22 protein-coding genes and 4 tRNA genes are annotated in these 22831 nt (G+C 72.0%); 8 read left to right on the top strand and 18 right to left on the bottom strand.

The annotated features are described in order from the left end of the window. Positions 1–7 precede the first annotated feature (7 nt). From ruvA to ACFQQL_RS13555, 5 genes are all read right to left on the bottom strand, one after another. Positions 8–616: a Holliday junction branch migration protein RuvA gene (ruvA, locus tag ACFQQL_RS13575; protein WP_382395224.1), complete on the bottom strand. Its 609-nt coding sequence runs from the start codon at positions 614–616 to the stop codon at positions 8–10. Between the two features lie 52 nt (positions 617–668). After that, on the bottom strand, positions 669–1286 hold the full coding sequence (gene ruvC / locus ACFQQL_RS13570; RefSeq protein ID WP_382395222.1) for a crossover junction endodeoxyribonuclease RuvC: 618 nt from the start codon (positions 1284–1286) through the stop codon (positions 669–671). A 217-nt stretch (positions 1287–1503) separates the two neighbouring features. After that, positions 1504–2265 (bottom strand): YebC/PmpR family DNA-binding transcriptional regulator, encoded by a 762-nt coding sequence (locus ACFQQL_RS13565; protein ID WP_382395220.1) that lies wholly within the window; start codon positions 2263–2265, stop codon positions 1504–1506. Between the two features lie 26 nt (positions 2266–2291). Further along, on the bottom strand, positions 2292–2933 hold the full coding sequence (gene pdxT / locus ACFQQL_RS13560) for a pyridoxal 5'-phosphate synthase glutaminase subunit PdxT (RefSeq protein ID WP_382395218.1): 642 nt from the start codon (positions 2931–2933) through the stop codon (positions 2292–2294). Continuing rightward, the gene (locus ACFQQL_RS13555) at positions 2930–3583 is read right to left on the bottom strand and encodes an NUDIX hydrolase (RefSeq protein ID WP_382395216.1); all 654 of its coding nucleotides are present in this window, start codon (positions 3581–3583) and stop codon (positions 2930–2932) included. The genes pdxT and ACFQQL_RS13555 overlap by 4 nt, the downstream gene beginning before the upstream one ends. Before the next feature lie 133 nt (positions 3584–3716). On the opposite strand from ACFQQL_RS13555, the gene ACFQQL_RS13550 reads away from it, so the two are divergent. Next, positions 3717–3920 (top strand): hypothetical protein, encoded by a 204-nt coding sequence (locus ACFQQL_RS13550; protein ID WP_382395214.1) that lies wholly within the window; start codon positions 3717–3719, stop codon positions 3918–3920. Beyond that, complete coding sequence (locus tag ACFQQL_RS13545) at positions 3917–4399, top strand: DUF3592 domain-containing protein (RefSeq protein WP_382395212.1); 483 nt, start codon at positions 3917–3919, stop codon at positions 4397–4399. The genes ACFQQL_RS13550 and ACFQQL_RS13545 overlap by 4 nt, the downstream gene beginning before the upstream one ends. Before the next feature lie 10 nt (positions 4400–4409). Here ACFQQL_RS13545 and pdxS read toward each other — a convergent pair whose 3' ends face one another. The 11 genes from pdxS to ACFQQL_RS13490 form a co-directional block, all read right to left on the bottom strand. Continuing rightward, positions 4410–5327, bottom strand: coding sequence for a pyridoxal 5'-phosphate synthase lyase subunit PdxS (pdxS, locus tag ACFQQL_RS13540; RefSeq protein WP_382395210.1), 918 nt, complete (start codon positions 5325–5327; stop codon positions 4410–4412). A gap of 89 nt (positions 5328–5416) precedes the next feature. Beyond that, a complete protein-coding gene (locus tag ACFQQL_RS13535; protein ID WP_382395208.1) occupies positions 5417–6592 on the bottom strand; it encodes a PrsW family intramembrane metalloprotease in 1176 nt (391 codons plus the stop codon). A gap of 61 nt (positions 6593–6653) precedes the next feature. Next, complete coding sequence (locus ACFQQL_RS13530; RefSeq protein WP_382395206.1) at positions 6654–7271, bottom strand: hypothetical protein; 618 nt, start codon at positions 7269–7271, stop codon at positions 6654–6656. After that, complete coding sequence (locus ACFQQL_RS13525; protein WP_382395205.1) at positions 7262–8449, bottom strand: glycosyltransferase family 4 protein; 1188 nt, start codon at positions 8447–8449, stop codon at positions 7262–7264. Before ACFQQL_RS13525 ends, ACFQQL_RS13530 begins: the two co-directional genes overlap by 10 nt. Next, a complete protein-coding gene (locus ACFQQL_RS13520; RefSeq protein ID WP_382395203.1) occupies positions 8450–9454 on the bottom strand; it encodes a phosphatidylinositol mannoside acyltransferase in 1005 nt (334 codons plus the stop codon). Continuing rightward, positions 9451–10077, bottom strand: coding sequence for a phosphatidylinositol phosphate synthase (gene pgsA, locus ACFQQL_RS13515; RefSeq protein ID WP_382395201.1), 627 nt, complete (start codon positions 10075–10077; stop codon positions 9451–9453). The genes ACFQQL_RS13520 and pgsA overlap by 4 nt, the downstream gene beginning before the upstream one ends. Beyond that, on the bottom strand, positions 10077–10637 hold the full coding sequence (locus ACFQQL_RS13510; RefSeq protein WP_465254058.1) for an HIT family protein: 561 nt from the start codon (positions 10635–10637) through the stop codon (positions 10077–10079). The genes pgsA and ACFQQL_RS13510 overlap by 1 nt, the downstream gene beginning before the upstream one ends. 38 nt (positions 10638–10675) lie before the next feature. Next, positions 10676–12715, bottom strand: a complete 2040-nt coding sequence (gene thrS / locus ACFQQL_RS13505; RefSeq protein ID WP_382395197.1) for a threonine--tRNA ligase — start codon at positions 12713–12715, stop codon at positions 10676–10678. Between the two features lie 102 nt (positions 12716–12817). Beyond that, positions 12818–12892 (bottom strand) — tRNA-Val (locus ACFQQL_RS13500). A 15-nt stretch (positions 12893–12907) separates the two neighbouring features. Beyond that, positions 12908–12978: transfer RNA gene (locus tag ACFQQL_RS13495), tRNA-Cys, on the bottom strand. A 33-nt stretch (positions 12979–13011) separates the two neighbouring features. Continuing rightward, positions 13012–13084 (bottom strand) — tRNA-Gly (locus ACFQQL_RS13490). A 115-nt stretch (positions 13085–13199) separates the two neighbouring features. Here ACFQQL_RS13490 and ACFQQL_RS13485 point away from each other — a divergent pair. Beyond that, positions 13200–14045: an aminotransferase class IV gene (locus ACFQQL_RS13485; protein WP_382395195.1), complete on the top strand. Its 846-nt coding sequence runs from the start codon at positions 13200–13202 to the stop codon at positions 14043–14045. A gap of 101 nt (positions 14046–14146) precedes the next feature. Further along, positions 14147–14218: transfer RNA gene (locus tag ACFQQL_RS13480), tRNA-Val, on the top strand. Positions 14219–14588: 370 nt separating this feature from the next. Here ACFQQL_RS13480 and ACFQQL_RS13475 read toward each other — a convergent pair. Next, positions 14589–14753: a hypothetical protein gene (locus ACFQQL_RS13475; RefSeq protein WP_382395193.1), complete on the bottom strand. Its 165-nt coding sequence runs from the start codon at positions 14751–14753 to the stop codon at positions 14589–14591. On the opposite strand from ACFQQL_RS13475, the gene ACFQQL_RS13470 reads away from it, so the two are divergent. Beyond that, positions 14734–15279: an HNH endonuclease family protein gene (locus tag ACFQQL_RS13470; RefSeq protein ID WP_382395191.1), complete on the top strand. Its 546-nt coding sequence runs from the start codon at positions 14734–14736 to the stop codon at positions 15277–15279. The genes ACFQQL_RS13475 and ACFQQL_RS13470 overlap by 20 nt on opposite strands. On the opposite strand, the gene ACFQQL_RS13465 is transcribed toward ACFQQL_RS13470, so the two are convergent. Continuing rightward, positions 15270–16205, bottom strand: a complete 936-nt coding sequence (locus tag ACFQQL_RS13465; protein WP_382395189.1) for an SDR family NAD(P)-dependent oxidoreductase — start codon at positions 16203–16205, stop codon at positions 15270–15272. The genes ACFQQL_RS13470 and ACFQQL_RS13465 overlap by 10 nt on opposite strands. 173 nt (positions 16206–16378) lie before the next feature. On the opposite strand from ACFQQL_RS13465, the gene glgX reads away from it, so the two are divergent. Genes glgX through treZ form a run of 3 tightly spaced genes read left to right on the top strand, consistent with a single transcriptional unit; the run spans position 16379 to position 22826 of the window. Beyond that, positions 16379–18526, top strand: a complete 2148-nt coding sequence (gene glgX, locus ACFQQL_RS13460; RefSeq protein WP_382395187.1) for a glycogen debranching protein GlgX — start codon at positions 16379–16381, stop codon at positions 18524–18526. Next, positions 18523–21078 carry a malto-oligosyltrehalose synthase gene (gene treY, locus ACFQQL_RS13455; RefSeq protein ID WP_382395185.1) on the top strand — a complete coding sequence of 852 codons (2556 nt, stop codon included), beginning with the start codon at positions 18523–18525 and terminating at the stop codon, positions 21076–21078. The genes glgX and treY overlap by 4 nt, the downstream gene beginning before the upstream one ends. Beyond that, positions 21075–22826 carry a malto-oligosyltrehalose trehalohydrolase gene (gene treZ, locus ACFQQL_RS13450; RefSeq protein ID WP_382395183.1) on the top strand — a complete coding sequence of 584 codons (1752 nt, stop codon included), beginning with the start codon at positions 21075–21077 and terminating at the stop codon, positions 22824–22826. The genes treY and treZ overlap by 4 nt, the downstream gene beginning before the upstream one ends. Positions 22827–22831 lie beyond the last annotated feature (5 nt).

The raw sequence follows: 22831 nt of genomic DNA, 5'->3' as shown, positions 1-22831 counted from the left end.
GTCCGCCTCAGACACGTGCGTTGCCTCCCAGTCGCTGAAGCGCCGCGCGGAGCACGGCGGAGACGTCTCCGGGCTCGGGCGCTCCGTCGTTGGTCACCGCGGCGACCGCGTCCGCGGCGACCTTCTCGCTCCACCCGAGCTGGACGAGCGCATCGACCACCTCCGAGGACCCGGAGTACTGCTCCGGCATCGGGGTGTGCGCGCCGTCGCCGAAGGCCGGGCCCAGTTTCTCCCCGACCTCGAGGACCAGGCGCTGGGCGCCCTTCTTCCCGATTCCGGGAACCCGCTGCAGCGCCGCCAGGTCCTCGTCCGCGACAGCACGGCGCAGCCCGTCCGGGGTGTGCACCGCGAGCATGGCCAGGGCGAGGCGGGGACCGATGCCCGAGACCGTCTGCAGGATCTCGAAGACGCCGCGCTCGTCGTCGTCGGAGAAGCCGAACAGCGTCATGCTGTCCTCGCGCACGACCAGCGAGGTCGCCAGCCTCGCCTCTCGGCCGACGCTCAGTCCCGCCAGGGTCGTGGGCGTCGCGTGCACCAGCATCCCGACGCCGCCGACGGTGACGACGGCATGGTCCAGTCCGACGGACTCGACCACCCCGGTGACTGACGCGATCATGCAGTGCCTCCCTCTTCGCCCGCAGGCCACGAACACCTGTACGAGCGTCAACCTACCCTCTGGGTGCGACGGCACCGGCCCGGCGCGCCGAGCGCTCCGCCTCCGCCCATGCGCGCTGCGCAGACGTCAGGCCCGCGCCGGAGGCGCGCGGAAGCGTGTCCGCGCCGCCGTACTGGGCGCGCACCGCCGACCCCGATCCCCCGCCCCGCCACGCGTGGCAGATGGCCAGCGCGAGCGCGTCGGCGGCGTCGGCGGGACGGGGACGCTCCTCGAGCCGCAGGATCCGGCGCACCATCTCCTGGACCTGGGCCTTCTCCGCCCGGCCGTCGCCGGTGACCGCGGCCTTCACCTCGCTCGGCGTGTGCAGCGCGAGCGGGAGGTGCGCCCGCGCCGCCGCCAGCATCGCGACGCCCGCGACCTGTGACGTCCCGGTCACGCTGCGGACGTTCGCCTGGGCGAAGACCCGCTCCACCGCGACCACGTCCGGCCGCAGCCGTGCCAGCCAGTCGTCCAGCGCCTCGGCCACTGCGAGCAGGCGCAGGTGCGGCGAGAGGTCCGCGGCGCTGCGCACCACCCCGACCTCGACCAGGCTCACCCGCCGCCCGCTCGCGGCGTCGACCGCGCCCAGGCCGCACCGCGTCAGCCCGGGGTCGACACCAAGAATCCGCACGAGCCCACTTTCGCACCCGCCGCGGCCCAGGCGGTGGAGGCGGCGCCGGTGCGCCCGCAGCCGGGCCGCGTGACGACCACCCAGCGGAGCAGACGTCAGTCCACGCGCCTTCTGGTCGGACTTCCTCGCACTCCGCTCGTCCCTCGCTCGCGCTCGTCAGTCCACGCGCCTTCTGGTCGGACTTCCTCGCACTCCGCTCGTCCCTCGCTCGCGCTCGTCAGTCCTCCGCGTCCAGCTCAGCCATGACCTCGTCGGAGACGTTGACGTTCGAGAAGACGTTCTGGACGTCGTCGCTGTCCTCGAGCGCCTCGACCAGGCGGAACACCTTCTTCGCGCCCTCGACGTCCACCTCGACCTCCATGGAGGGGACGAACTGCGCCTCCGCGGAGTCGTAGTCGAGGCCCGAGTCCTGCAGAGCCGTCCGGACGTCGACGACGTCGCTGGCCGCGGAGAGGATCTCGAAGGACTCGCCGAGGTCGTTGACCTCCTCGGCGCCGGCGTCGAGCACGGCGGCCAGGACGTCGTCCTCGCTCAGACCGTCGTTCTTCGGCACGACGACGACGCCACGCCGGTTGAAGAGGTAGGAGACCGAGCCCGGGTCGGCGAGGTTGCCGCCGTTCCGGGTGAACGCGACGCGCACGTCGGACGCTGCGCGGTTGCGGTTGTCGGTCAGGCACTCCACGAGGACCGCGACTCCGCCGGGGGCGTAGCCCTCGTACATGATCGTCTCGTAGTCGGCGCCGCCGGCCTCCTCGCCGGAGCCGCGCTTGACCGCCCGCTCGATGTTGGTGGCCGGCACCGAGGACTTCTTCGCCTTCTGGATGGCGTCGTACAGGGTGGGGTTGCCGGAGGGGTCACCGCCGCCGGTGCGCGCCGCCACCTCGATGTTCTTGATGAGGCGCGCGAAGAGCTTGCCGCGCTTGGCGTCGACGGCGGCCTTCTTGTGCTTGGTGGTGGCCCACTTGGAGTGACCGGACATGTTCGTGCTCGTGCTTTCGTCGGTTGCTAACTGCTCTGCACCTGCTGCCGCCCCTGACGGCTCTCCTGGACCATCCGGACGAAGAACCGGTGCACCCGCGGATCATCCCCCAGCTCGGGGTGGAACGCGGTCGCGAGGAGCGAGCCCTGGCGGACCGCCACGATCTTACCCGGGTGCGTCCCGCCCGCTGTGGTCGCCAGGACCTGGACGCCGGGACCGGCCTCCTCGACCCACGGCGCGCGGATGAACACCGCGCGCAGGGCACCGGCCGTCTCGCCGGCCAGGTCGGGGGCGTCCATCCGCTGCTCGAAGGACTCGATCTGCCGGCCGAAGGCGTTGCGGCGGACCGTCATGTCGATGCCGCCGAGAGTGCGCTGGTCCGCCGGGGCGTCCACCAGGCGGTCCGCAAGCAGGATCATGCCGGCGCAGGAGCCGAACGTGGGCATGCCCGCACGCAGTCGGTCGCGCAGGGGTGCGGCCAGGCCGAACGCGCGAAGCAGCTTGTCCATGGTCGTGGACTCCCCGCCGGGCAGGACGACGGCGTCGACGGCGTCCAGCTCGCGCTCGCGCCGTAGCTGCACGCCCCGTGCCCCGGCGGCCTCGAGCGCCGCGATGTGCTCCCGGACGTCGCCCTGCAGCGCGAGCACCCCGATCTCGGGACGGCTCACTCGGCAAGCTCCTCGGGGCCGCTGGGCTCGTCGTCGTGCTTGACGTCGCCGCCTCCTCGCACTCCGCTCGTTCCTCGCTCGTGCTCGTCGTCGTGCTCGGTGCCAAGATGGCGCACGGTGCCATCCCACCCGTCCCGCAGGCTGTCCACCACGTCGGCGAGGGCGGTCGGGAAGAACTCCAGCGGCTGCGTGCGCAGCTCGTCAGTGCTCAGCCAGCGCATCTCGTCCAGCACGTCGCGTTCGATCGCGGTCCAGCCGCGGTCGTTCGGCTCGACGCCGTCCGGGACGCGCGCCATGAAGAACACCTCGTCCTGTCGGCACGTCTCGGCGTAGAAGTGGAAGATGCCGGCGCGGGTGAGCACCGGGCCCACCAGGTCGGCGGCCTCGAGCTCGAGCCCGGCCTCCTCCCGCAGCTCACGCAGCGCGGCGTCCAGCTCGCTCTCGCCCGGGTCGACGCCGCCGCCGATGGTGAACCACCAGGACCGCTCCGGCTGGTCCACGTCGTGCCCGCGGACGAGCAGCACCCGGCCGGCGTCGTCGAGCAGAATCACACGGGCGGCGCGGCGCTCCCGGAGCCCGTCGGGACCGACGGACCAATCGTCGCCGAGGTTGGTGGTACCGGGCCCGGACCCGGGCTGCTGCGCGGTCACCAGCCGCGCTCGGCAGCGGGCGACGCGTGGTGTCCCTGCATGGTCGTCAGGGTAGTCCAGGCGCGAGGAGCGGTGTCCGCCCCGTCGCGCCTCTAGGGTGCGAGGTGGAACGCCTCCTCAGTGAACGGACGACATGACGCGAGCTACGGACCGGGCTGCGGCCTCTCCCGTCGGGAACGGGCATGCGCGGGACCCCCGGCTGCCGCTCGTCGTCGTCCTCGCCCAGCTTCAGCTGCTGGTCTACATCAGTGTGCTGCCGGTGTCGTCGGGGCCGATCGCGGAGGACCTGGACGCGGCAGCCCGCGAGGGTGGACGGCGGGGCGGGAGGTCTGGATGACCAGCCGCAAGCACAAGGTCTGGGGCATCACGCTCGGGATCGTGATCGGAGCCGGCGTCCTCGCCTTCTTGGTCTACGTGGGGATCAGCGGCAACAACGACCGTGCCGATGCCGACGCCGAGGCCACCGGAGTGATCACCGAAGAGCGCATCATCGAGGGCGCGAGGAACAGCGGCGACACGGAGGTCTGTGAGTTCACGGTCACCATCGGCGGCACCGAGTACCACGGCCTCGACGCCTGCGACCACAGCACGGTCAGGGCCGGCGACGAGGTCACGGTGAACTACATCGAAGACGACGTGCACGAGGAGAGGCTCTACCTGGGCGGAGACGTCTCCGAGGAGGAGATGGACAGCCAGAGTCTCAAGGTGACGGCGTTCATCCTCGGGTTCTGCGTCCTGATGGCAGGCCTCTACTACCTGTTCACGCGGGACCTGAGGAAGAAGACGAAGGCCGCCACGGAGGCGAGGCGAATATAGCGTCGCGCTGTCACCAGCCGCGCTCGGCGAGCCGGACCGGCTCCGGCGAGGCCTCGACGTTGATGCCGACCATGGCCTCCCCGAGCCCGCGGGAGACCTCGGCGACGACCCCTGGGTCGTCGTGGAAGGTGGTGGCTCGCACGATGGCCGAGGCGCGGCGCGCCGGATCGCCGGACTTGAAGATGCCCGAGCCGACGAAGATGCCCTCGGCGCCGAGCTGCATCATCATCGCGGCGTCCGCCGGTGTGGCGATGCCGCCCGCGGTGAACAGCACGACCGGCAGCTTGCCGGCGACGGCGACCTCGCGGACCAGCTCGTAAGGCGCCTGCAGCTCCTTGGCGGCCACGTACAGCTCGTCCGCGGGAAGGTTCTGGAGTCGCCGGATCTCGTCCCGGATGCGCCGCATGTGGGTGGTGGCGTTCGAGACGTCACCGGTGCCGGCCTCACCCTTGGACCGGATCATGGCGGCCCCCTCGGTGATGCGCCGCAGCGCCTCGCCGAGGTTGGTGGCACCGCACACGAACGGCACCGTGAACTGCCACTTGTCGATGTGGTGGGTGTAGTCGGCCGGGGTGAGGACCTCGGACTCGTCGACGTAGTCCACCCCGAGCGCCTGCAGGACCTGCGCCTCCACGAAGTGCCCGATACGGGCCTTGGCCATCACCGGGATGGAGACCGCGTCGATGATGCCCTGGATCATGTCGGGGTCGCTCATGCGCGACACACCGCCCTGGGCGCGGATGTCCGCGGGCACCCGCTCCAGCGCCATGACCGCGACGGCGCCGGCGTCCTCGGCGATCTTCGCCTGCTCGGGCGTGACGACGTCCATGATGACGCCGCCCTTGAGCATCTCGGCCATACCCCGCTTGACCAGGGTGGTGCCCTGGCGGGGGCCGGACGTGCTCGCGACGGACTCGTTCTGGGACACGGGGACCTCTCAGGCTGGGAGCAGACTCAGTCTAGGTCGCTCCGACCGCTCGGCTCGTCCCGGCGACGCGCGTTCCGAGAGCCGGACCCTCAGGCCGGCGCCCCCATGAATCCGGCTCGGGCCTGGTTCACGGTGGCCAGCAGCTCCTGCTCGTCCCGTTGGACCCCGAAGTCGTAGCGTCCGGTCAGCGCCCGCTGACGCGTGTACGCCAGCGCGGTCGCCTGCTTCTGGAAGGTCTTCATCGCCTCCTTGGCCCGGGCGCCGCGTGCGCCCGCCCAGGACCGCGCGAGCCTCCGGCCCTTCAGAGACGTGAGCATCTGGATCTCGTGCGGGGCGAACCAGCCGGCCTGGGCGTACTCGGAGAGCCGGTTGCCGATGGTCGCCTTCTCGTCGTTGCGGAGCCACACCACCAGCACGATGACGGCGGCGAAGAGCGGCACCTGGAAGAGGAAGTAGGCCACCAGCATGACCCCGCCGAGCGATGCCGAGGCGTTCCACACGGCGTGCAGCAGCATGGCGCCCACGAGGCCGATCGGGAACGCCCACACCCACGTCAGGCTGTTGCGCGACCGGGAGGCGAAGCCGAGGGCGATCCCGGCGGCCGCGGTGAAGATGAGGTGGGCGAAGGGCGACATGATGCCCCGCATCACGAACGTCATCCCGAGCGCACCCGCCGCGCTGTTCTGGGCGAAGTAGAGGATGTTCTCGGTGAACGCGAAGCCGGCTGCCACCACGGCGGCGTACACGATGCCGTCGACGGGGCCGTCGAAGAACTTCCGGCGGAGCAGGAAGATCAGCAGCACCCCGAGACACTTGATGCTCTCCTCGACCAGCGGTGCGCCGACGACCGCCCCGAGCGTGTTCGCGAGCACGTCGTCGCCGGTCCGGTTGTACACGCTCTGGGAGTAGGCCGTGTTGAGCCACAGGGACACGGCCGTCGAGACGCCCGCGCCCCACGCGAACGCGGCCGCCAGCAGCCACTTCGGCTCCGGCTCCCACCGGTCGACCCACAGCACGGCACCGATGACGCCGGCCAGCGGGAATAGGGCCAGGATGCTGGAGACCGCGGTCGCGCCGACTCCGGTGGCGCTGGCCACGTAGGCGACGAGGTACAGGGCACCGGCGAGCCCCAGTGCGATACCGATGATCTCCAGCAGCAGGGTGAGCGAGCTGCGTGGCTTCGGTTGCGGCCACATCGGGGCGGCCGGGTAGCTCTGCGGGCCGTAACCGTGCGGGCCGTAGGACTGCGGTCCGGGCGATGACATGGCTCACAGGGTAGAGGGTCGGCGCAAGCGGGGCGGTCGCCACGCTGGGGCTGGACGGCCCTCAGTCCTGCGGCAGCGCGTCGTCCATGTCGAAGGGCTCGGGCATGGGCGCACGGCCGGCGAGACGGAACAGCCGCACCACCGGGTCGTCACGCAGCCTGCGCACCTGCTCCACGTGCGAGTTGTGGAAGCGGCGTGCCAGCTGGAGTCGGTACCAGGACTGCTGCAGCTGGGACAGGATGTCGGTTACGCGCGGGTCCGCCGCGATCGACTCCCTGTCCTCCGAGCCACCGAGGACGGCACGCAGGGTGCGGCTGAGCTCGCTCTCGAGCAGTCCGCGGTCCGGTGAGGGCTCGTCCCCGCCGGTGCCGGCGAGCCCCGCCAGCGCCGCGTCGCTCGGCGGGCCGGCGAGACCGTCGGGCACGAGCTCGGCGGTCGCCGCGTCCGTGGCGCGGAGCGCCACGTCGGTCACGAGGAGGGCCTCGGCGGGATCCAGCGCACCCGAGGCGGCCAGCTCGCGTGCGGCCGCCGAGCGTTGGGTGAGCTGAGTCTCGAGGGTCGTACGCGATCGCAGGACGGTCCGGTGCAGCACGTCGAGCCGGACGGCCCGCCGCCACAGCAGCACGACGGCGACGATCGCGACGACCAGGGCCACGAGGACCCACTCGGTCACACCCATGGTCGCTCCGCCGCGGCCCGGATGCGCCCGTACATCGTCCGCGAGCGGGGATCCTCGCGGACCGGGGTCCGCGCCGTCTGCATGACCATGTCGTAGACGTGGAGGATCTGCGTGGTGACCACGGACCAGTCGTAACGGCGCACCGCCGTCGAGGCGCTGCTGCGCAGCGGTGCCGCGTCCTGAGGGTGAGTGAGGACCTCCACGAGGGTCCGGGCGAGGCTGCGCGGGTCGCCCCGGCGGAAGAGCCGGCCGTGCGCCCCCTGCTCGAGCACCGCCTGGAACGCCGGGATGTCGGAGGCGACGACGAGCGCGCCGGCCGCCATCGCCTCGACCAGCACGATGCCGAAGCTCTCACCGCCGGTCTGGGGCGCGACGTAGACGTCGACCGACCGGAAGAGTCGCCGCTTCTCCTCGTCGCTGATGCCGCCTAGGAAGGTCACGGCGTCGCCGTGCCGCGCCAGCAGGGCGCGCTCCTCGGACGCATCCCCGCGCCCGGCGACGAGGAAGCGGGCTCCGGGCACGAGGGTCAGGACCTCCGGGATCGCCGCGGCCAGCACGGGCAGGCCCTTGCGCGGCTCGTCCAGGCGCCCGAGGAAGGCCACCGTGGGACGGCCCGGCGTCGCGCTCCAACGCGGGTCCGGCTCGGCGTCGGCGAAGTGGTCCGCGTAGACGCCGTTCGGCACGACGACGGCGTCTCCGCCCAGGTGCTGCACGAGGGTGCGCCGGGCCTCCGAGGAGACCGCGATGCGTCCGCTGACCTTCTCGAGCATGGGGCCGACGACCGGGCTGATCGCCCGGAGCGCGCGGGACCGCTCCATCGAGGTGTGGAAGGTGCCGACGACGGGACCGTCCGCCACCCACAGGGCCAGCATGCTGAGGGACGGGATGAACGGCTCGTGGAGGTGGAGGAGGTCGAACCGGCCGTCCCCGACCCAGCGCCGGACGCGGCCGCCGACCACCGGTCCGAAGGTGAGACGGGCGACCGAGCCGTTGTACGGGATCGCGACGGAACCGCCGGAGGGGACCACGTAGTCCGGCACGGGCGTGGAGTCCTCGGCCGGCGCCATGACGCTGACGTCGTGCCCGCGCCGGATGAGCTCCTCGGCGAGGTCGCGCACGTGCAGCTGCACGCCGCCGTAGGCGTCGAAGGAGTACGGGCAGATCAGGCCGACGCGCATCTACCCCTCCTCCGGGACGACCGGCGCGGGCCGTCCCGCGCCCGCCTCCGGTGGGCCGGACCCCACGCTGCTGGCCGCGGCGGGCCGGAGCCGGTCCGGGTCGAGGTCCGCCAGGAAGACCTTCTGCAGCATGTGCCAGTCCGCCGGGTTGCGCCGGATCTCGGCGCCGAGCGCGTCCACCCAGCGCTGGGTGACCGTGGCGACGTCGCCGTCGCGTCCGCCGTCGTACACCGGTGGCATGAAGTGGATGACGATGCCCCAGGGCGAGCCGGCGGCGCGCCGACGCGGTCCGCTGAGGCGCTCGTGGCGGATCATCACGGGGAACAGCGGGACACCCGCGGCGATCGCCAGGGCGGCGGGACCAGCGGCCACGCGCGCACGGTGGTCGAGCAGGTCCACCTCGACGCCGGTGCTGGTCAGGTCTCGATCGGCCAGCAGCGGCACGAGGTGGTTGTGCGAGCGGGTGCGCCCCAACAGCCGGCGGAACACCCCGCCACCCTTCTCCAGCGGGATGATCGTCATGCCCAGTCCGGTGCGGAAGTCGAGGAAGTCGCGGAAGATCGCCTCCGGCTCCAGCACCTCGGCCACGGTCAGGACGGGCGCCAGGTCCCGAGTCGCGAACGCGCCGGCCAGATCCCAGTTCCCGCAGTGCCCGAGGGCCGCGACGGCGCTCCCACCGTCGGCGAGGGCGGCGCGGACCGCCCCGTCCCCGATCAGCCGCACCCGTGCCGCGACCTGCTCGGCGGTCAGACCCGGAAGCTGGAACATCTCGCAGTAGTAGCGCAGGTAGGCACGCATCGCGGCGCGGGAGAGGCGGCGAAGCCGGCGCCGGTCCAGGCCCGGGCGGACCCTGGCGAGGTTCGCCTCGAGCTGCGGGACGCCGCTCGCACCCGTCGCCCAGGCCACGTCCGCAACCGCGGCGAAGATCGCCCGGGCGAGGGGGTCGGGCATCTTCTCGACGCTCGCGCGGGCGAGGCGGAAGACGCGGACGAGGTCGATCCTCATTCCGATCCCCGTCCGCGTGACTGCCGGTACGCGGCGCGGACGCGCTGGAGGACGGTCCACGCACTGGCGGCGGTCAGCAGCCCGAGCGCGACCGTGAGCACCACCGGAGGCAGCCCGAGGCCGACGAGCAGGACGGCGACCAGCACGACGACGAGGCGGTCCGCACGTTCGGCGAGGCCGCCCTCGGCGCGCATGCCGAGGGACGCGGCACGTGCCTTGGCGTAGGGGACGATCCCGCCGAGGACGAGGCAGGCCAGGCCGAGTGCCGCGGTCACGTCCGCCAGCGGGCCGTCGAGGTGCCGCACCGCCCAGACCGTGATGCCGACGAAGATCGCGGCATCGGCGAACCGGTCCATCGTCGAGTCGAGGAACGCGCCCCAGGCCGACTCACGACCGGTCATCCGCGCCATCTGCCCGTCGAGGTTGTCCAGGACGACGAGCACACCGAGGGTCAACGCTCCCGCGACGAGGTGGCCGGTCGGCAGCAGGGTCAGGGCCGCGACGCCGGTGAGGACGGTGCCGGTGACCGTGACGAGGTCGGGGCTGACGCCGAGCCGCACCAGCAGCCGCGCCACCGGGCCGAAGAGCGCCGCGGCCAGGCCCCGTGCGTTGGTCGAGAGCACTACGGCGTCGTCCCCTCGTGCTGGCCCCATGCCCGGGCGAGCAGGTCCCGCGTCTCGCCGAGCACCTGCGGCAGCGCCTTGGTGCGGGCGACGACGGGCAGGAAGTTCGCGTCTCCGCTCCACCGGGGCACCACGTGCTGGTGCAGGTGCGCGGCGATGCCCGCGCCCGCGACCGGGCCGAGGTTCATACCCAGATTGAACCCGTGCGGCGCCGAGACGGTGCGCACGACGCGCACGGCCGTGGTGGTCAGCTCGGTGATCTCGTGACGCTCGGCGTCCTCGAGGTCCGTCAGGTCCGCGACGTGGCGGTAGGGGCACACCAGGAGGTGGCCCGGGTTGTACGGGTAGAGGTTGAGCACGACGTAGGCGGAACGGCCTCGGTGCACCACGAGGCCCTCGGCATCCTCGCGGGCCGGTGTCGCGCAGAACGGGCAGGCGTCCTCACCGTCGTCGGCCGGCTTGTCCTGCCCCCCGACGTACACCATGCGGTGCGGGGTCCAGAGACGCTGCAGCGCGTCCGGGACACCCGGGAAGTCGCCCGCCGCCTCGCTCCGGCACACCTCGTCCCTCGGCGTACCTCCGCGGGGGCTCCTCGCGCTCACACCTGCTCCCGGGCTCCGATGGCTCGGACGATCTCCTGCACGGCCTCCTCGACCGGGACGCTGTTGCGCTGGGTGCCGTCCCGGAACCGGAAGGACACCGCACCGGCGTCCACGTCCTCACCGCCCGCGATGAGGACGAACGGAACCTTCTGCTTCGCCGCATTGCGGATCTTCTTGCCGAACCGGTCGTCGGAGTCGTCCAGCTCGACGCGCACCCCGTGGGCACGCAGCTGGTCGAGGACGCCGCGCAGGTAGTCGTCGAAGACGTCCGCCACCGGGACGCCGACCACCTGGACGGGAGCGAGCCAGGCCGGGAACGCGCCGGCATAGTGCTCGAGGAGCACGCCGAAGAAGCGCTCGATCGACCCGAAGAGGGCGCGGTGGATCATCACCGGCCGCTGCCGGGTGCCGTCCGCCGCCGTGTACTCGAGCTCGAACAGCTCCGGCTCGAAGAAGTCCAGCTGGATGGTCGACAGCTGCCACGTGCGGCCGATGGCGTCCTTGGCCTGCACGGAGATCTTCGGGCCGTAGAACGCCGCACCACCCGGGTCGTCGACGAGCTCCAGACCGGAGTCGGCCGCCACCTCGGCGAGCGTCCGGGTGGCCTCCTCCCAGGTCTGCTCGTCACCGACCGACTTCTCGGGGTCGCGGGTGGACAGCTCGAGGTAGAAGTCGTCCAGGCCGTAGTCGCGCAGCAGGTCCAGCACGAAGGTCAGCAGCGAGGACAGCTCGTCCTTCATCTGCTCGCGGGTGCAGTAGATGTGCGCGTCGTCCTGCGTGAAGCCGCGGGCACGGGTGAGGCCGTGCACCACGCCGGACTTCTCGTAGCGGTAGACCGCCCCGAACTCGAAGAGCCGCAGCGGGAGCTCGCGGTAGGACCTGCCCCGCGAGGCGTACACCAGGTTGTGCATGGGGCAGTTCATCGGCTTCAGGTAGTAGTCCTGCCCGGCCTTGGTGACGTTGCCCTCGGCGTCACGGACCTCGTCCAGGTGCATCGGCGGGTACATCCCGTCCGCGTACCACTCCAGGTGCCTGGAGGTCTCGAACAGCTTCGCCTTGGTGATGTGGGGGGTGGTGACGAAGGAGTACCCGGCCTCGACGTGCCGACGGCGGGAGTAGTCCTCCATCTCCATCCGGATCATCGCGCCCTTGGGGTGGAACACGGGGAGCCCGGACCCGATCTCGTCCGGGAACGAGAAGAGGTCCAGCTCGGCACCGAGTCGCCGGTGGTCCCGCCGCTCGGCCTCCGCGAGCCGCTCGAGGTGAGCGCGCAGCTCCTCCTTGCTGGGCCAGGCGGTCCCGTAGATCCGCTGCAGCTGGGGGTTCTTCTCGCTCCCCCGCCAGTAGGCCCCGGCGGCACGCATGAGCGAGAACCCGTTGCCGATGAGGCGGGTCGAGGGCAGGTGCGGGCCGCGGCACAGGTCCTTCCAGGCGACCTCTCCCCCGCGCCGGACGTTGTCGTAGATGCTCAGCTCGCCGCCGCCGACCTCGACGGACGCGCCCTCCGCGTCCTGCGCGTGCGGGCCGCTCTCGCCGTCGCCCGAACCAGGACCCTTGAGCCCGATCAGCTCGAGCTTGTAGGGCTCGCCGGCCAGCTCGGCGCGCGCCTCCTCCTCGGTCACCACGCGACGTCGGAAGGCCTGGCCCTCCTTGACGATGCGGGTCATGGCATTCTCGAGGGCCTTGAGGTCCTCCGGGGTGAAGGGGTCGGCGACGTCGAAGTCGTAGTAGAAGCCGTCGGTGACCGGTGGGCCGATCCCGAGCTTCGCGTCCGGGTGGACCTGCTGGACGGCCTGGGCCAGGACGTGCGCCGTCGAGTGCCGCAGGATCTCCAGGCCCGCCGGGCTGTCGATGGTCACCGGGGCGACGCCGGCGCCCTCGGGCAGGGCCCCCAGGTCGGTGTCGAGGTCCTTCAGCTCGCCGTCGACCTCGAGCGCGACGACGTCCTTGCGGTCGGCGAAGAGCTCCGTGCCCGTCGTCCCGGCCGCGACCCGTTGCTCGACGCCGTCGACGGTCAGGATGTGCTCGGTGGACACGTGCGCTCCTCGCGGTTCTCGTCGGGCCGCCGGCGAGCGTGCACGACGGCCTGTCGATCCTACCGACGCGAAAGCCCCCTCCGCCGGGACGGAGGGGGCTGGTGGTGGGCGATACTGGGATCGAACCAGTGACCTCTTCCGTGTCAGGGAAGCGCGCTACCGCTGCGCCAATCGCCCGGGTCCTGCGTCGAGAGGTGGCGACGGGATTCGAACCCGTGTATACGGCTTTGCAGGCCGCTGCCTCGCCTCTCGGCCACGCCACCCTGGGATACCCACCGGGGGGTGGGGTGCCTCCGAGCGGATGACGGGACTCGAACCCGCGACCCTCACCTTGGCAAGGTGATGCTCTACCAACTGAGCCACATCCGCGTGCGTCCCCGAGGTGCCTGACGGCTTCTGGGACGTCCAAGACTTTAAACCACCGCGACCGCAGAGTCCAAACATTCGCTGGCCACGCGGCGGTGATGGATGACACAGTTCGAGCATGCCTCTGGACGACCGTGTGGTGCTGTGGTTCGACGGCGCGATCCGGGACCACACGGAGCCTCTCGTGCGGGCGGACGACCACGGTCTGACCGTCGGTGACGGCGTGTTCGAGGCGTGCGAGCTGCTCGACGGTGTCCCGTTCGCGTTGACCCGTCATCTGGACCGGCTGGAGCGCTCGGCGGCAGGCCTGGGCATCCCCGTGCCGGACCGCCAGGAGGTCGTCCGGGCGGTGAAGGAGGTTGCCGAGGAGTGGGGGCCGGGCCTGGGGCGGGCACGGATCCTCTGGACCGCGGGACCCGGGCCGCTGGGCTCCGAGGCCGCCTGGGGGCCGGGCACGCTGGTGGTGGCCGTGGGCCCGGTGGGCGAACCACGCCCGGTACGCGTCGCGATCGTGCCGTTCACCCGGAACGAGCGCGGCGCCCTCGCCGGGCTGAAGACGACGTCGTACGGGGAGAACGCCAAGGCGCTCGCCTGGGCGAAGGAGCGTGGTGCGGACGAGGCCGTCTTCGCCAACACCCGCGGCGAGCTGTGCGAGGGCACCGGCACGAACGTCTTCGTCGAGAGCGACGGCATGCTCCTGACGCCCCCGCTGGACTCGGGCTGCCTCGCGGGGGTCACCCGCGCGGTGGTGATGGAGTGGGCGACCGAGGAGGGCATCGACGTGCGGGAGCAGGCCATGCCCCTCGAGGCGCTCAAGGAGGCGGAGCATGCGGCCCTGACCTCCTCGACCCGCGGCATGGTCCCCATCGTCGCCGTCGACGAGCGCGAGCTGACGCCCGGGCCGCTGACCGAGGCCGTGGCTGACATCTACACACGCCGGCACCTGGAGACGCCCGACCCGTGAGGCGAGGCTGTGTCCGGCGTCTCAGTGCCGGCGGTTTCACGATCGGTGCCCGGGCCTAGTAGGATCGCTTCTCGCGCGCGTCGTGCAGATCAGCGCATCCAGGGCGATTGGCTCAGCGGTAGAGCGCCTCGTTCACACCGAGGAGGTCACTGGTTCGATCCCAGTATCGCCCACCGCGAGACAGGCCCCTGACCAGCGGAAACGCGGGTCAGGGGCTTTTGTCGTCCCGGCGGTGCCAGGCGGGGCCAGGCGGGGCCAGGTCGCGACCCAGCAGCCGAAGAACTGTGGGCTGCGTCATGGTGCCAATCCCGGTGTGGACTGACGGTCCCGGTGCTACTTTTCGCGCGCCACAGCTCGCCACACCTCAAGATCGGAACCGCCCATGCGACGGATCGCCACCCTGCTGGCTGCCGCCTCACTCGCCCTGACAGCCATCGTCGTACCCGTCGTGACCGGAGACGTCTCACCGGCGTCGGCTGCCGGGGGGATCAGCGCCCGAACCCTCCTGAATCAGCTCGACGTGCGGTCTGAGACGAACAGCGGCTACAACCGCGCCGCGTTCAGGCACTGGGTGGACACGTCCGACAGGGACAGGTGCCACGCTCGGAACGAGGTGCTCATCTCGGAGGCGTCGAGGAAGCCGCGTGTGTCGAGCTCGTGCCGGCTCAGCGGCGGTCGGTGGCGCTCGATGTACGACGGCAGGGTCACGGGAAACGCCTCGACGTTCGACGTCGACCACGTGGTCCCGCTCGCTGAGGCGTGGGGATCGGGGGCACGGCGATGGACCGACAGGACGCGGCAGCACTTCGCCAACGACCTGGGTTACCGGTTCTCCCTCATCGCTGTCTCGGCGTCCTCGAATCGCGCAAAGGGTGACCGGGAGCCCGGCCGGTGGATGCCGTCCGTGAGGTCCTACCGGTGCACCTACACGAAGCATTGGATCGCGGTGAAGTGGCGCTGGGACCTTGCTGTGGACCGGAACGAGCGCAGGGATCTCGACCGGGCGCTCTCGACGTACTGCGGCTCGCGGAACATCCAGGCGCTCAGGCCCTCTCGCGCGGACGTCGACATCCGCCCGACCGGCTCGTCGAGGCCTCAGGCGAACGCGGCCTGGAACAGGCCGGGCCCCGACCTGGACTGCTCCGACATCCGCAGGAAGGTGCGCGTGTACCGGCCCGACTACCACCGGCTCGACGCCGACGGTGACGGCTGGGGCTGCGTGTCCTACGGCTGAGACGCCGGCACGCCGTCGGACGTACCCAGGATCTCCTCGACGAGCCCGACACTCGTCTCCCACAGGTCCTTCGCCTTCGCGGCGTCGTACGACTCGGCCGACGAGCGCGCCTCACGCCCGTCCGAGTAGTACCGCCCGGTCACGGCCGTCAGGTGCGGGTCCACGACGAGCCGCGCCAGCCGCGCCGCCGAGCGCCGCGGCGTGTGCCGGTTGATCCCGGGCACGAGAACCAGCGCCGGCATGACGAACCGCCAGGCCAGCCCACGGACGCCCGGGTAGTCCCGCGCCAGTCCCGTTCCGGGCATCTGGCCGGGGTCGAAGGCCGCGAACGTCGCCTGTTCACGCGGGACCCGTCGGGCGAGCTCGTAGGTCGCCAGGACCGCGCACAGCTTCGACACGGTGTACCGCCGCTGCCCGGCCCGCAGGGCGCTCTCCGCGGACGGCTCGGGATACGCCAACGCCCGGGCGCTGGTGTACCGCGGCGGCGGGAAGCCGGTGCGCTGCGCCGGGTCGTGCGTGGCGCTGGTGACGAGCACGACCCGTCCGGGCGCACGCATCCTCGGCAGCACCTCCCGAACCAGGAGGAAGTGCGCGAGGTGGTTGACGCCGAACGTCTCCTCGACGCCGTCCCGGGTCCGGCGCATCCCCACCACGTGCAGCCCGGCGTTGCAGATCAGCGCATCCAGCGACGGCAGGTCCCGTGCGAAGTCACGGACCTCGGCCAGCGATCCCAGGTCGAGCCGGCGTCCCGTCGCACGCTTCCCCAGCCGGTCGGCGGCGGCGGCGAGCGTGGTCTCGTCCCGTCCCGTGACGATGACGTCCCAGCCGCCGTGGGCCAGCAGCGCCTGCGCGGTCGCCTGGCCCAGGCCTCCTGAGCCGCCCGTGATGAGGGCCGTACGCCGGACCTCGCCGGCCGAGGTGTGCACGCCGGGAAACTAGCGGCGCCACGCTCCGCGCACAACGGCCCGTCGACGCTGCCGTATGCACTGTGGACGACGGCGCACGCGGGCGCTGCCCCGCTCGGCGTCGCCTCCCCGGGCCGTGCGGGACACCCGGACCGACCGCGCCGCCCGGGCCAGGACGTGCGAACCTATCCACCATGCAGATCTGGCCCGGCCGCCCCTACCCGATGGGCGCCACCTTCGACGGCTCCGGCACCAACTTCGCCCTCTACTCCTCCGTGGCCGAGCGGGTGGAGCTGTGCCTGCTCCCAGACCCTGACGAGGACGGCGCGGCGGAGGAGCGGGTCGACCTGACCGAGGTCGACGCGCACGTCTGGCACGGCTACCTCCCGTCCGTGCGCCCCGGCCAGCGGTACGGGTACCGGGTCCACGGGCCGTACGACCCGGCGTCGGGCCACCGGTGCGACCCGTCCAAGCTGCTCCTGGACCCCTACGCCAAGGCCGTCGACGGGCAGATCGACGGCCACCCCTCGCTCTACTCCTACGCCTTCGAGGACCCGGCGAAGCGGAACACCGACGACTCGGCGGACCACACGATGGTCTCGGTGGTGATCAACCCGTTCTTCGACTGGGGCTACGACCGGCCGCCGAACCACGAGTACCACGACTCGGTCATCTACGAGGCTCACGTCAAGGGCCTCACCCAGCTGGCCCCCGACCTGCCCGAGGAGCTGCGCGGCACCTACGCCGGCGTCGCGCACCCGGCGATCATCGAGCACCTCACGACCCTCGGCGTCACCGCGATCGAGCTCATGCCGGTGCACCAGTTCGTCAACGACCCGCACCTGCAGGAGCGGGGGCTCAGCAACTACTGGGGATATAACTCGATCGGCTTCTTCGCGCCGCACAACGGGTACGCCGCCTTCGGCACCCGCGGGGAGCAGGTCGAGGAGTTCAAGACCATGGTCAAGGCCCTCCACGAGGCCGGCATCGAGGTCATCCTCGACGTCGTCTACAACCACACGGCCGAGGGCAACCATCTCGGGCCGACCCTGTCCTTCCGCGGCATCGACAACGCCTCGTACTACCGGCTCGTCGACGGGGACGAGGCCCACTACTTCGACACCACGGGCACCGGGAACTCGCTGCTCATGCGCTCCCCGCACACGCTCCAGATGATCATGGACTCGCTGCGGTACTGGATCCAGGAGATGCGCGTCGACGGTTTCCGCTTCGACCTGGCCTCCACACTCGCCCGGGAGCTGCACGAGGTCGACCGGCTGTCCGCGTTCTTCGACATCATCCAGCAGGACCCGATCATCAACCGGGTCAAGCTCATCGCCGAGCCGTGGGACGTCGGGCCGGGCGGCTACCAGGTCGGGGGCTTCCCGCCGCTGTGGACGGAGTGGAACGGCAAGTACCGCGACACCGTCCGCGACTTCTGGCGGGGCGAGCCGTCCACGCTCGGCGAGCTCGCCAGCCGGATCGCCGGCTCCGCCGACCTGTACGAGCACAGCGGCCGCCGGCCGGTCGCGTCGATCAACTTCGTCACCGCGCACGACGGCTTCACCCTCCGGGACCTGGTCTCCTACAACGAGAAGCACAACGAGGCCAACGGCGAGGACGGCAACGACGGCGAGTCCCACAACCGGTCCTGGAACTGCGGCGTCGAGGGCCCCACCGACGACGCCGAGGTCAACGAGCTGCGGGCACGCCAGCAGCGGAACTTCCTCACCACGCTGCTGCTGAGCCAGGGCGTGCCGATGATCTGCCACGGCGACGAGATGGGCCGGACGCAGCAGGGCAACAACAACACCTACTGCCAGGACAACGAGCTCTCCTGGGTGGACTGGGACCTGGACTCGAACGACGGCGATGACGAGCGCGCCGATCTCCTCGCGTTCACCCGACGGCTCATCGCGCTGCGCAAGGAGCAGCCGGTGCTGCGCCGCCGGCGCTTCTTCGCCGGCGCGCCCGAGCACGGCGGTGAGTCCGAGATCGGCGACATCGAGTGGTTCACGCCGTCCGCGGAGCACATGGACGAGGAGGACTGGGACACCTGGTACGCCCGCTCCATCATGCTGTTCCTCAACGGTGAGGCGATCCCGGAACCGGACGAGCGCGGGGAGCGCATCGTCGGCGACTCCATCCTCGCGCTCCTCAACGCCGACGCGGAGCCGCAGGAGTTCACCGTGCCGAGCGAGGAGTACGGGGAGACCTGGACCGTCGCCGTCGACACCTCCGACCCGGACGACGGCGACCGGGACCTCGGTGCCGGGGAGACCGTCACGGTGGAGGGTCGTTCCGTCATGGTGCTGCTGCGCAGCCCGGAGGACGAGGCATGAGCGACCAGGGGCCCGCGACGGCGCACCTGCCCGGACCGGGGCGGCGTCTGCCCGTCACCACCTACCGCCTGCAGCTCGGTCCGGACCTCACGTTCGCCGACGTCGAGCGCCATCTGCCCTACCTCGAGACCCTCGGCGTGACCGACCTCTACCTCTCCCCCGTGCTCCAGGCCGCTCCGGGCTCCACGCACGGCTACGACGTGGTGGACCACACCCGGGTGAGCGAGGTGCTCGGCGGACGACCGGCCCTGGAGTCGCTCGCCGCCGCCGCGCACGCCCGCGGGATGGGCGTCGTCGTCGACGTCGTCCCGAACCACATGGCCGTCCCCGCCCCGGCCTGGCACAACCGCGCCCTGTGGTCGGTGCTCAAGGACGGCCCCGGCTCGCCGTACTCCGGCTGGTTCGACGTCGACCTCGACGACGCCGGCGAGGGCCTCCTCATGCCGGTCCTCGGCTCCCGGATCGGCGACGTCCTGGCCTCCGGGGAGCTCACCCTCACCACCGCCGTCGTCCCCGGCGAGGAGGACGCCGGCGAGCAGCCCGTCCTGCGCTACTACGAGCACGCCTTCCCCGTGCGGGCCGGCACCGAGCAGCTGCCCCTCGCCGACCTCGTCGAGCGGCAGCACTACCGGCTGGCGTACTGGCGGGTCGCGGACGAGGAGCTCAACTACCGCCGCTTCTTCGACGTCGGGAGTCTCGCCGCCATCCGCGTCGAGGACCCCGAGGTCTTCGACGCGACGCACGCCCTGCTGCTGGATCTCTTCCACGCCGGGCACGTCGACGCCTTCCGCATCGACCACCCCGACGGGCTGGCCGACCCGCGCGGCTACCTGCGTCGCCTCCACGAGGCCACCGGCGGTGCGTGGATCGCCGCGGAGAAGATCCTCGAGAGTGAGGAGGAGCTGCCGGACGACTGGCCCGTCGCAGGCACCACGGGCTACGACGCCGCATGGCGGCTCCACGCGTTGCACGTCGACCCGGCCGGGGCCGTGCCCCTCGCGGGACTCATGCAGGACCTGACGGGCGACCCGGCGGACCTGGCCCGCGTGGTGGAGGCCGCCAAGCGGCAGATCGTCAGCACCTCCCTCTACGCCGAGATCCACCGGCTCACCACGCTCCTGGCCGAGATCTGCCGGGCGGACATCCGCCTGCGGGACCACACCTTCCGCTCGCTCCAGGACTGCGTGGTCGAGCTCGTCGTCGCCTTCCCCCGGTACCGGGCCTACGTCGTGCCCGGCGAGGATCCGCCGCCGAGCGCCGAGCGGCTGCTCCGGGAGACCGCGGACGTCGCCCGCGGGCACCTCGAACCGGACCGGCACGACACGCTGGCCGTCGTCGTCGACCTCCTGCTGGGCCGGGAGGCCGGCAGCGCCGGCCGGACGGAGGAGACGCGCCGCGCGGAGCTGATGGTTCGCTTCCAGCAGGTGTGCGGCGCCGTGACCGCGAAGGGGGTCGAGGACACCGCGTTCTACCGCTGGACCCACCTGGTGAGCCTGTGCGAGGTCGGCGGGGACCCGACGCGGTTCGGCGTGGACCCTGACGAGCTGCACGCATGGGCCGCCCATACCCAGGCGCAGTGGCCCGCCACGATGGTCGCCGGCTCCACGCACGACACCAAGCGCAGCGCGGACGTGCGCTCCCGGATCGGCGTGCTCGCCGCCTACGCCGAGGAGTGGGTCGAGACGGTCCACCGGCTGCGCGCGGCGACCGCGGACCTGCGCCCCGCCGACCTCGACGGCCGCACCGAGAACCTGCTCTGGCAGATCCTCGCCGGAACCTGGACCGGCGCGGGCCCGATCGCCGCGGACCGGCTGACCGGCTACCTGGTCAAGGCCGCCCGCGAGCAGAAGTCGTGGACCACGTGGACCGCCACCGACGAGGCCCGTGAGGCCGCCATGACGGCGTACGCCACGGCACTCCTGACCCATCCGGAGGTCTCCGAGATCTTCGCTCGCTGGGTGGCACGCACCGCGGACGCCGTCCGGCGCACCGTCCTGGGCACCACCCTGCTGCACCTCACCGTCCCGGGCGTCGCCGACGTCTACCAGGGCACCGAGGTCACCACCACGTCCCTGGTGGACCCGGACAACCGCCGCCCGGTCGACCTCGGCGGCCTGGCCGCCACGCTGGTCGAGCTCGACGCCGGACGCGCACCCGCCGGCCTGGACGAGGAGAAGCTCCGGCTCACCGCCGCCGCGCTGCGGCTGCGCCGCACCCACCCGGACTCGTTCGTCGGGCCGGACGCCGGATACCAGCCGCTGCCGACGACGACCGGGCACGCCGTCGCCCTGGCCCGGTCGGACCGGACCGGCCCGCGGGTGGTGGCCGTCGCGACCCGGCTCGCCGACCGGACCCCCGCAGATGCGACCGTCGTGCTGCCGGACGGCAGCTGGCGCGACGCGCTCACCGGCGCGGTGCACGACGGCGGCTCCACCCGGCTCGAGGAGCTGCTGGGACCGTCACCGGTCGCTCTGCTCGAGCTGACGACGGCGCAGCGGAGGATAGGGCGAGGAACGAGATCTGCCCGCAGCGGAGCCGAGGAAGCGAGATGAACGAACCCAGCGCGAACCTGACCGGCCCGGTGCGCGTCTGGGCGCCGCACGCCTCGGCCGTGGACCTGGTCCTCGAGGGCCGGCCGCCCGTGCCGATGACCGCCGAGGACGCCGGCTGGTGGGCCGCGCCCGAGCCGCTGCCGTCCGGTACGGACTACGCCTTCTCGCTCGACGGCGGACCGCCCCGCCCCGACCCCCGCAGCCCCTGGCAGCCGCACGGCGTGCACGGCATGTCACGCACGTTCGATGCCGGCGGGCACGCCTGGTCGGACGGCGGATGGGCCGGCCGGTCCGTGCTGGGCTCCGTGGTGTACGAGCTGCACGTCGGCACGTTCACACCCGAGGGCACGCTCGACGCCGCCGTCGGGAGGCTGGACCACCTGGTCCGGCTCGGCATCGACATGGTCGAGCTCATGCCGGTGGCCGCGTTCCCGGGCGAGCGGGGCTGGGGCTATGACGGCGTGGCGCTCTACGCGGTGCAGGACGCGTACGGCGGGCCGGCCGCGCTCCAGCGGTTCGTCGACGCCGCCCATGCCCGGGGGGTGGCGGTGTGCCTGGACGTCGTCTACAACCACCTCGGCCCCGACGGGAACTACCTGGCCGAGTTCGGTCCGTACTTCACCGAGCGGCACCACACGCCGTGGGGCGCCGCCGTCGACCTGGGCGTCACCGAGGTGCGGCGGTTCGTCATCGACAACGCCCTGCGCTGGTTCCGGGACTTCCACCTCGACGCGCTCCGGCTCGACGCCGTCCACGCGCTCGTGGACGACTCGCCCCGCCACCTGCTCGCCGAGCTCGCCGACGCGGTCGACGCGCTGGGCCGCGAGGTGGGCAGGCCGCTGTCGCTCGTCGCGGAGTCCGACCTCAACGACCCCGTCATGGTCACCCCGACCGCCGAGGGCGGCCGCGGCATGACGGCACAGTGGGACGACGACGTGCACCATGCTCTGCACGCCCTGCTCACTGGCGAGCGGCAGGGCTACTACGCCGACTTCGGCGACGTCGCCACTCTCGCCAAGGCCCTCACCGACGTGTTCGTGCACGACGGCACCTACTCGACCTTCCGGGAGCAGACCTGGGGCGCCCCGGTGCCCGAGGACGTCGACGGGCGACGGTTCGTCGTCTTCTCGCAGAACCACGACCAGGTCGGCAACCGTGCGCTCGGGGACCGGCCCAGCCGGGCCCTGGAGCCCGGCCTGCTCGCGGTCGCTGCCGCCGTCGTGCTGCTCGGGACCGGCACGCCGATGCTCTTCATGGGCGAGGAGTGGGGCGCGACCACGCCGTTCCAGTACTTCACGGACCATGAGCCCGGCCTCGGCGAGGCAGTCCGGGAGGGCCGCACCCGTGAGTTCGGCACGCACGGCTGGGCCGAGCTGTACGGGCACGACATCGAGGTTCCCGACCCGCAGGCCCCCGAGACGTTCCGCGCCTCCCGGCTCGACTGGGGCGAGCCGGACCGGGAGCCCCACGCCGCCCTCCTGGAGCTGTACCGGTCCCTGGTCGCGTTGCGGCATGCCGAGCCGGACATCGCCTCCGGGGACCGCACGGCCACGACCGTCGAGCCCGGTGACGGATGGCTGGTGCTGCGCCGCGGCGGGCTCGACGTCGTGCTCGCGCTGCGGGGCGACGTCGAGGTCCCGACGTCCGCCGCGGAGGCCGTGCTGACGTGGAACGACGAGCCACGGCTGCTCCCCGGCCGCGTGCGGTTCCCGGCACCGGGCGTCGCCGTCCTGCGACGCCGGCCCTGACGCGG

The organism is Georgenia alba (assembly GCF_042665525.1).
In the GTDB taxonomy this organism is placed as follows: Bacteria; Actinomycetota; Actinomycetes; order Actinomycetales; family Actinomycetaceae; genus Allobogoriella; species Allobogoriella alba.
Note: the sequence above shows the minus strand (reverse complement) of the source record. Positions and strands in the feature narration are given on the sequence as shown.

Bases quoted from the DNA above. Each gene is read 5' to 3' on its own strand.
- ACFQQL_RS13530 (WP_382395206.1), bottom strand. From the start codon at position 7,271: ATGGGTGTGACCGAGTGGGTCCTCGTGGCCCTGGTCGTCGCGATCGTC.
- glgX (WP_382395187.1), top strand. From the start codon at position 16,379: ATGCAGATCTGGCCCGGCCGCCCCTACCCGATGGGCGCCACCTTCGAC.
- treZ (WP_382395183.1), top strand. From the start codon at position 21,075: ATGAACGAACCCAGCGCGAACCTGACCGGCCCGGTGCGCGTCTGGGCG.
- ACFQQL_RS13525 (WP_382395205.1), bottom strand. From the start codon at position 8,449: ATGCGCGTCGGCCTGATCTGCCCGTACTCCTTCGACGCCTACGGCGGC.
- ACFQQL_RS13520 (WP_382395203.1), bottom strand. From the start codon at position 9,454: ATGAGGATCGACCTCGTCCGCGTCTTCCGCCTCGCCCGCGCGAGCGTC.
- ruvA (WP_382395224.1), bottom strand. From the start codon at position 616: ATGATCGCGTCAGTCACCGGGGTGGTCGAGTCCGTCGGACTGGACCAT.
- ACFQQL_RS13485 (WP_382395195.1), top strand. From the start codon at position 13,200: ATGCCTCTGGACGACCGTGTGGTGCTGTGGTTCGACGGCGCGATCCGG.
- ACFQQL_RS13470 (WP_382395191.1), top strand. From the start codon at position 14,734: ATGTACGACGGCAGGGTCACGGGAAACGCCTCGACGTTCGACGTCGAC.
- treY (WP_382395185.1), top strand. From the start codon at position 18,523: ATGAGCGACCAGGGGCCCGCGACGGCGCACCTGCCCGGACCGGGGCGG.
- ACFQQL_RS13545 (WP_382395212.1), top strand. From the start codon at position 3,917: ATGACCAGCCGCAAGCACAAGGTCTGGGGCATCACGCTCGGGATCGTG.
- ACFQQL_RS13535 (WP_382395208.1), bottom strand. From the start codon at position 6,592: ATGTCATCGCCCGGACCGCAGTCCTACGGCCCGCACGGTTACGGCCCG.
- ACFQQL_RS13565 (WP_382395220.1), bottom strand. From the start codon at position 2,265: ATGTCCGGTCACTCCAAGTGGGCCACCACCAAGCACAAGAAGGCCGCC.
- ACFQQL_RS13550 (WP_382395214.1), top strand. From the start codon at position 3,717: ATGACGCGAGCTACGGACCGGGCTGCGGCCTCTCCCGTCGGGAACGGG.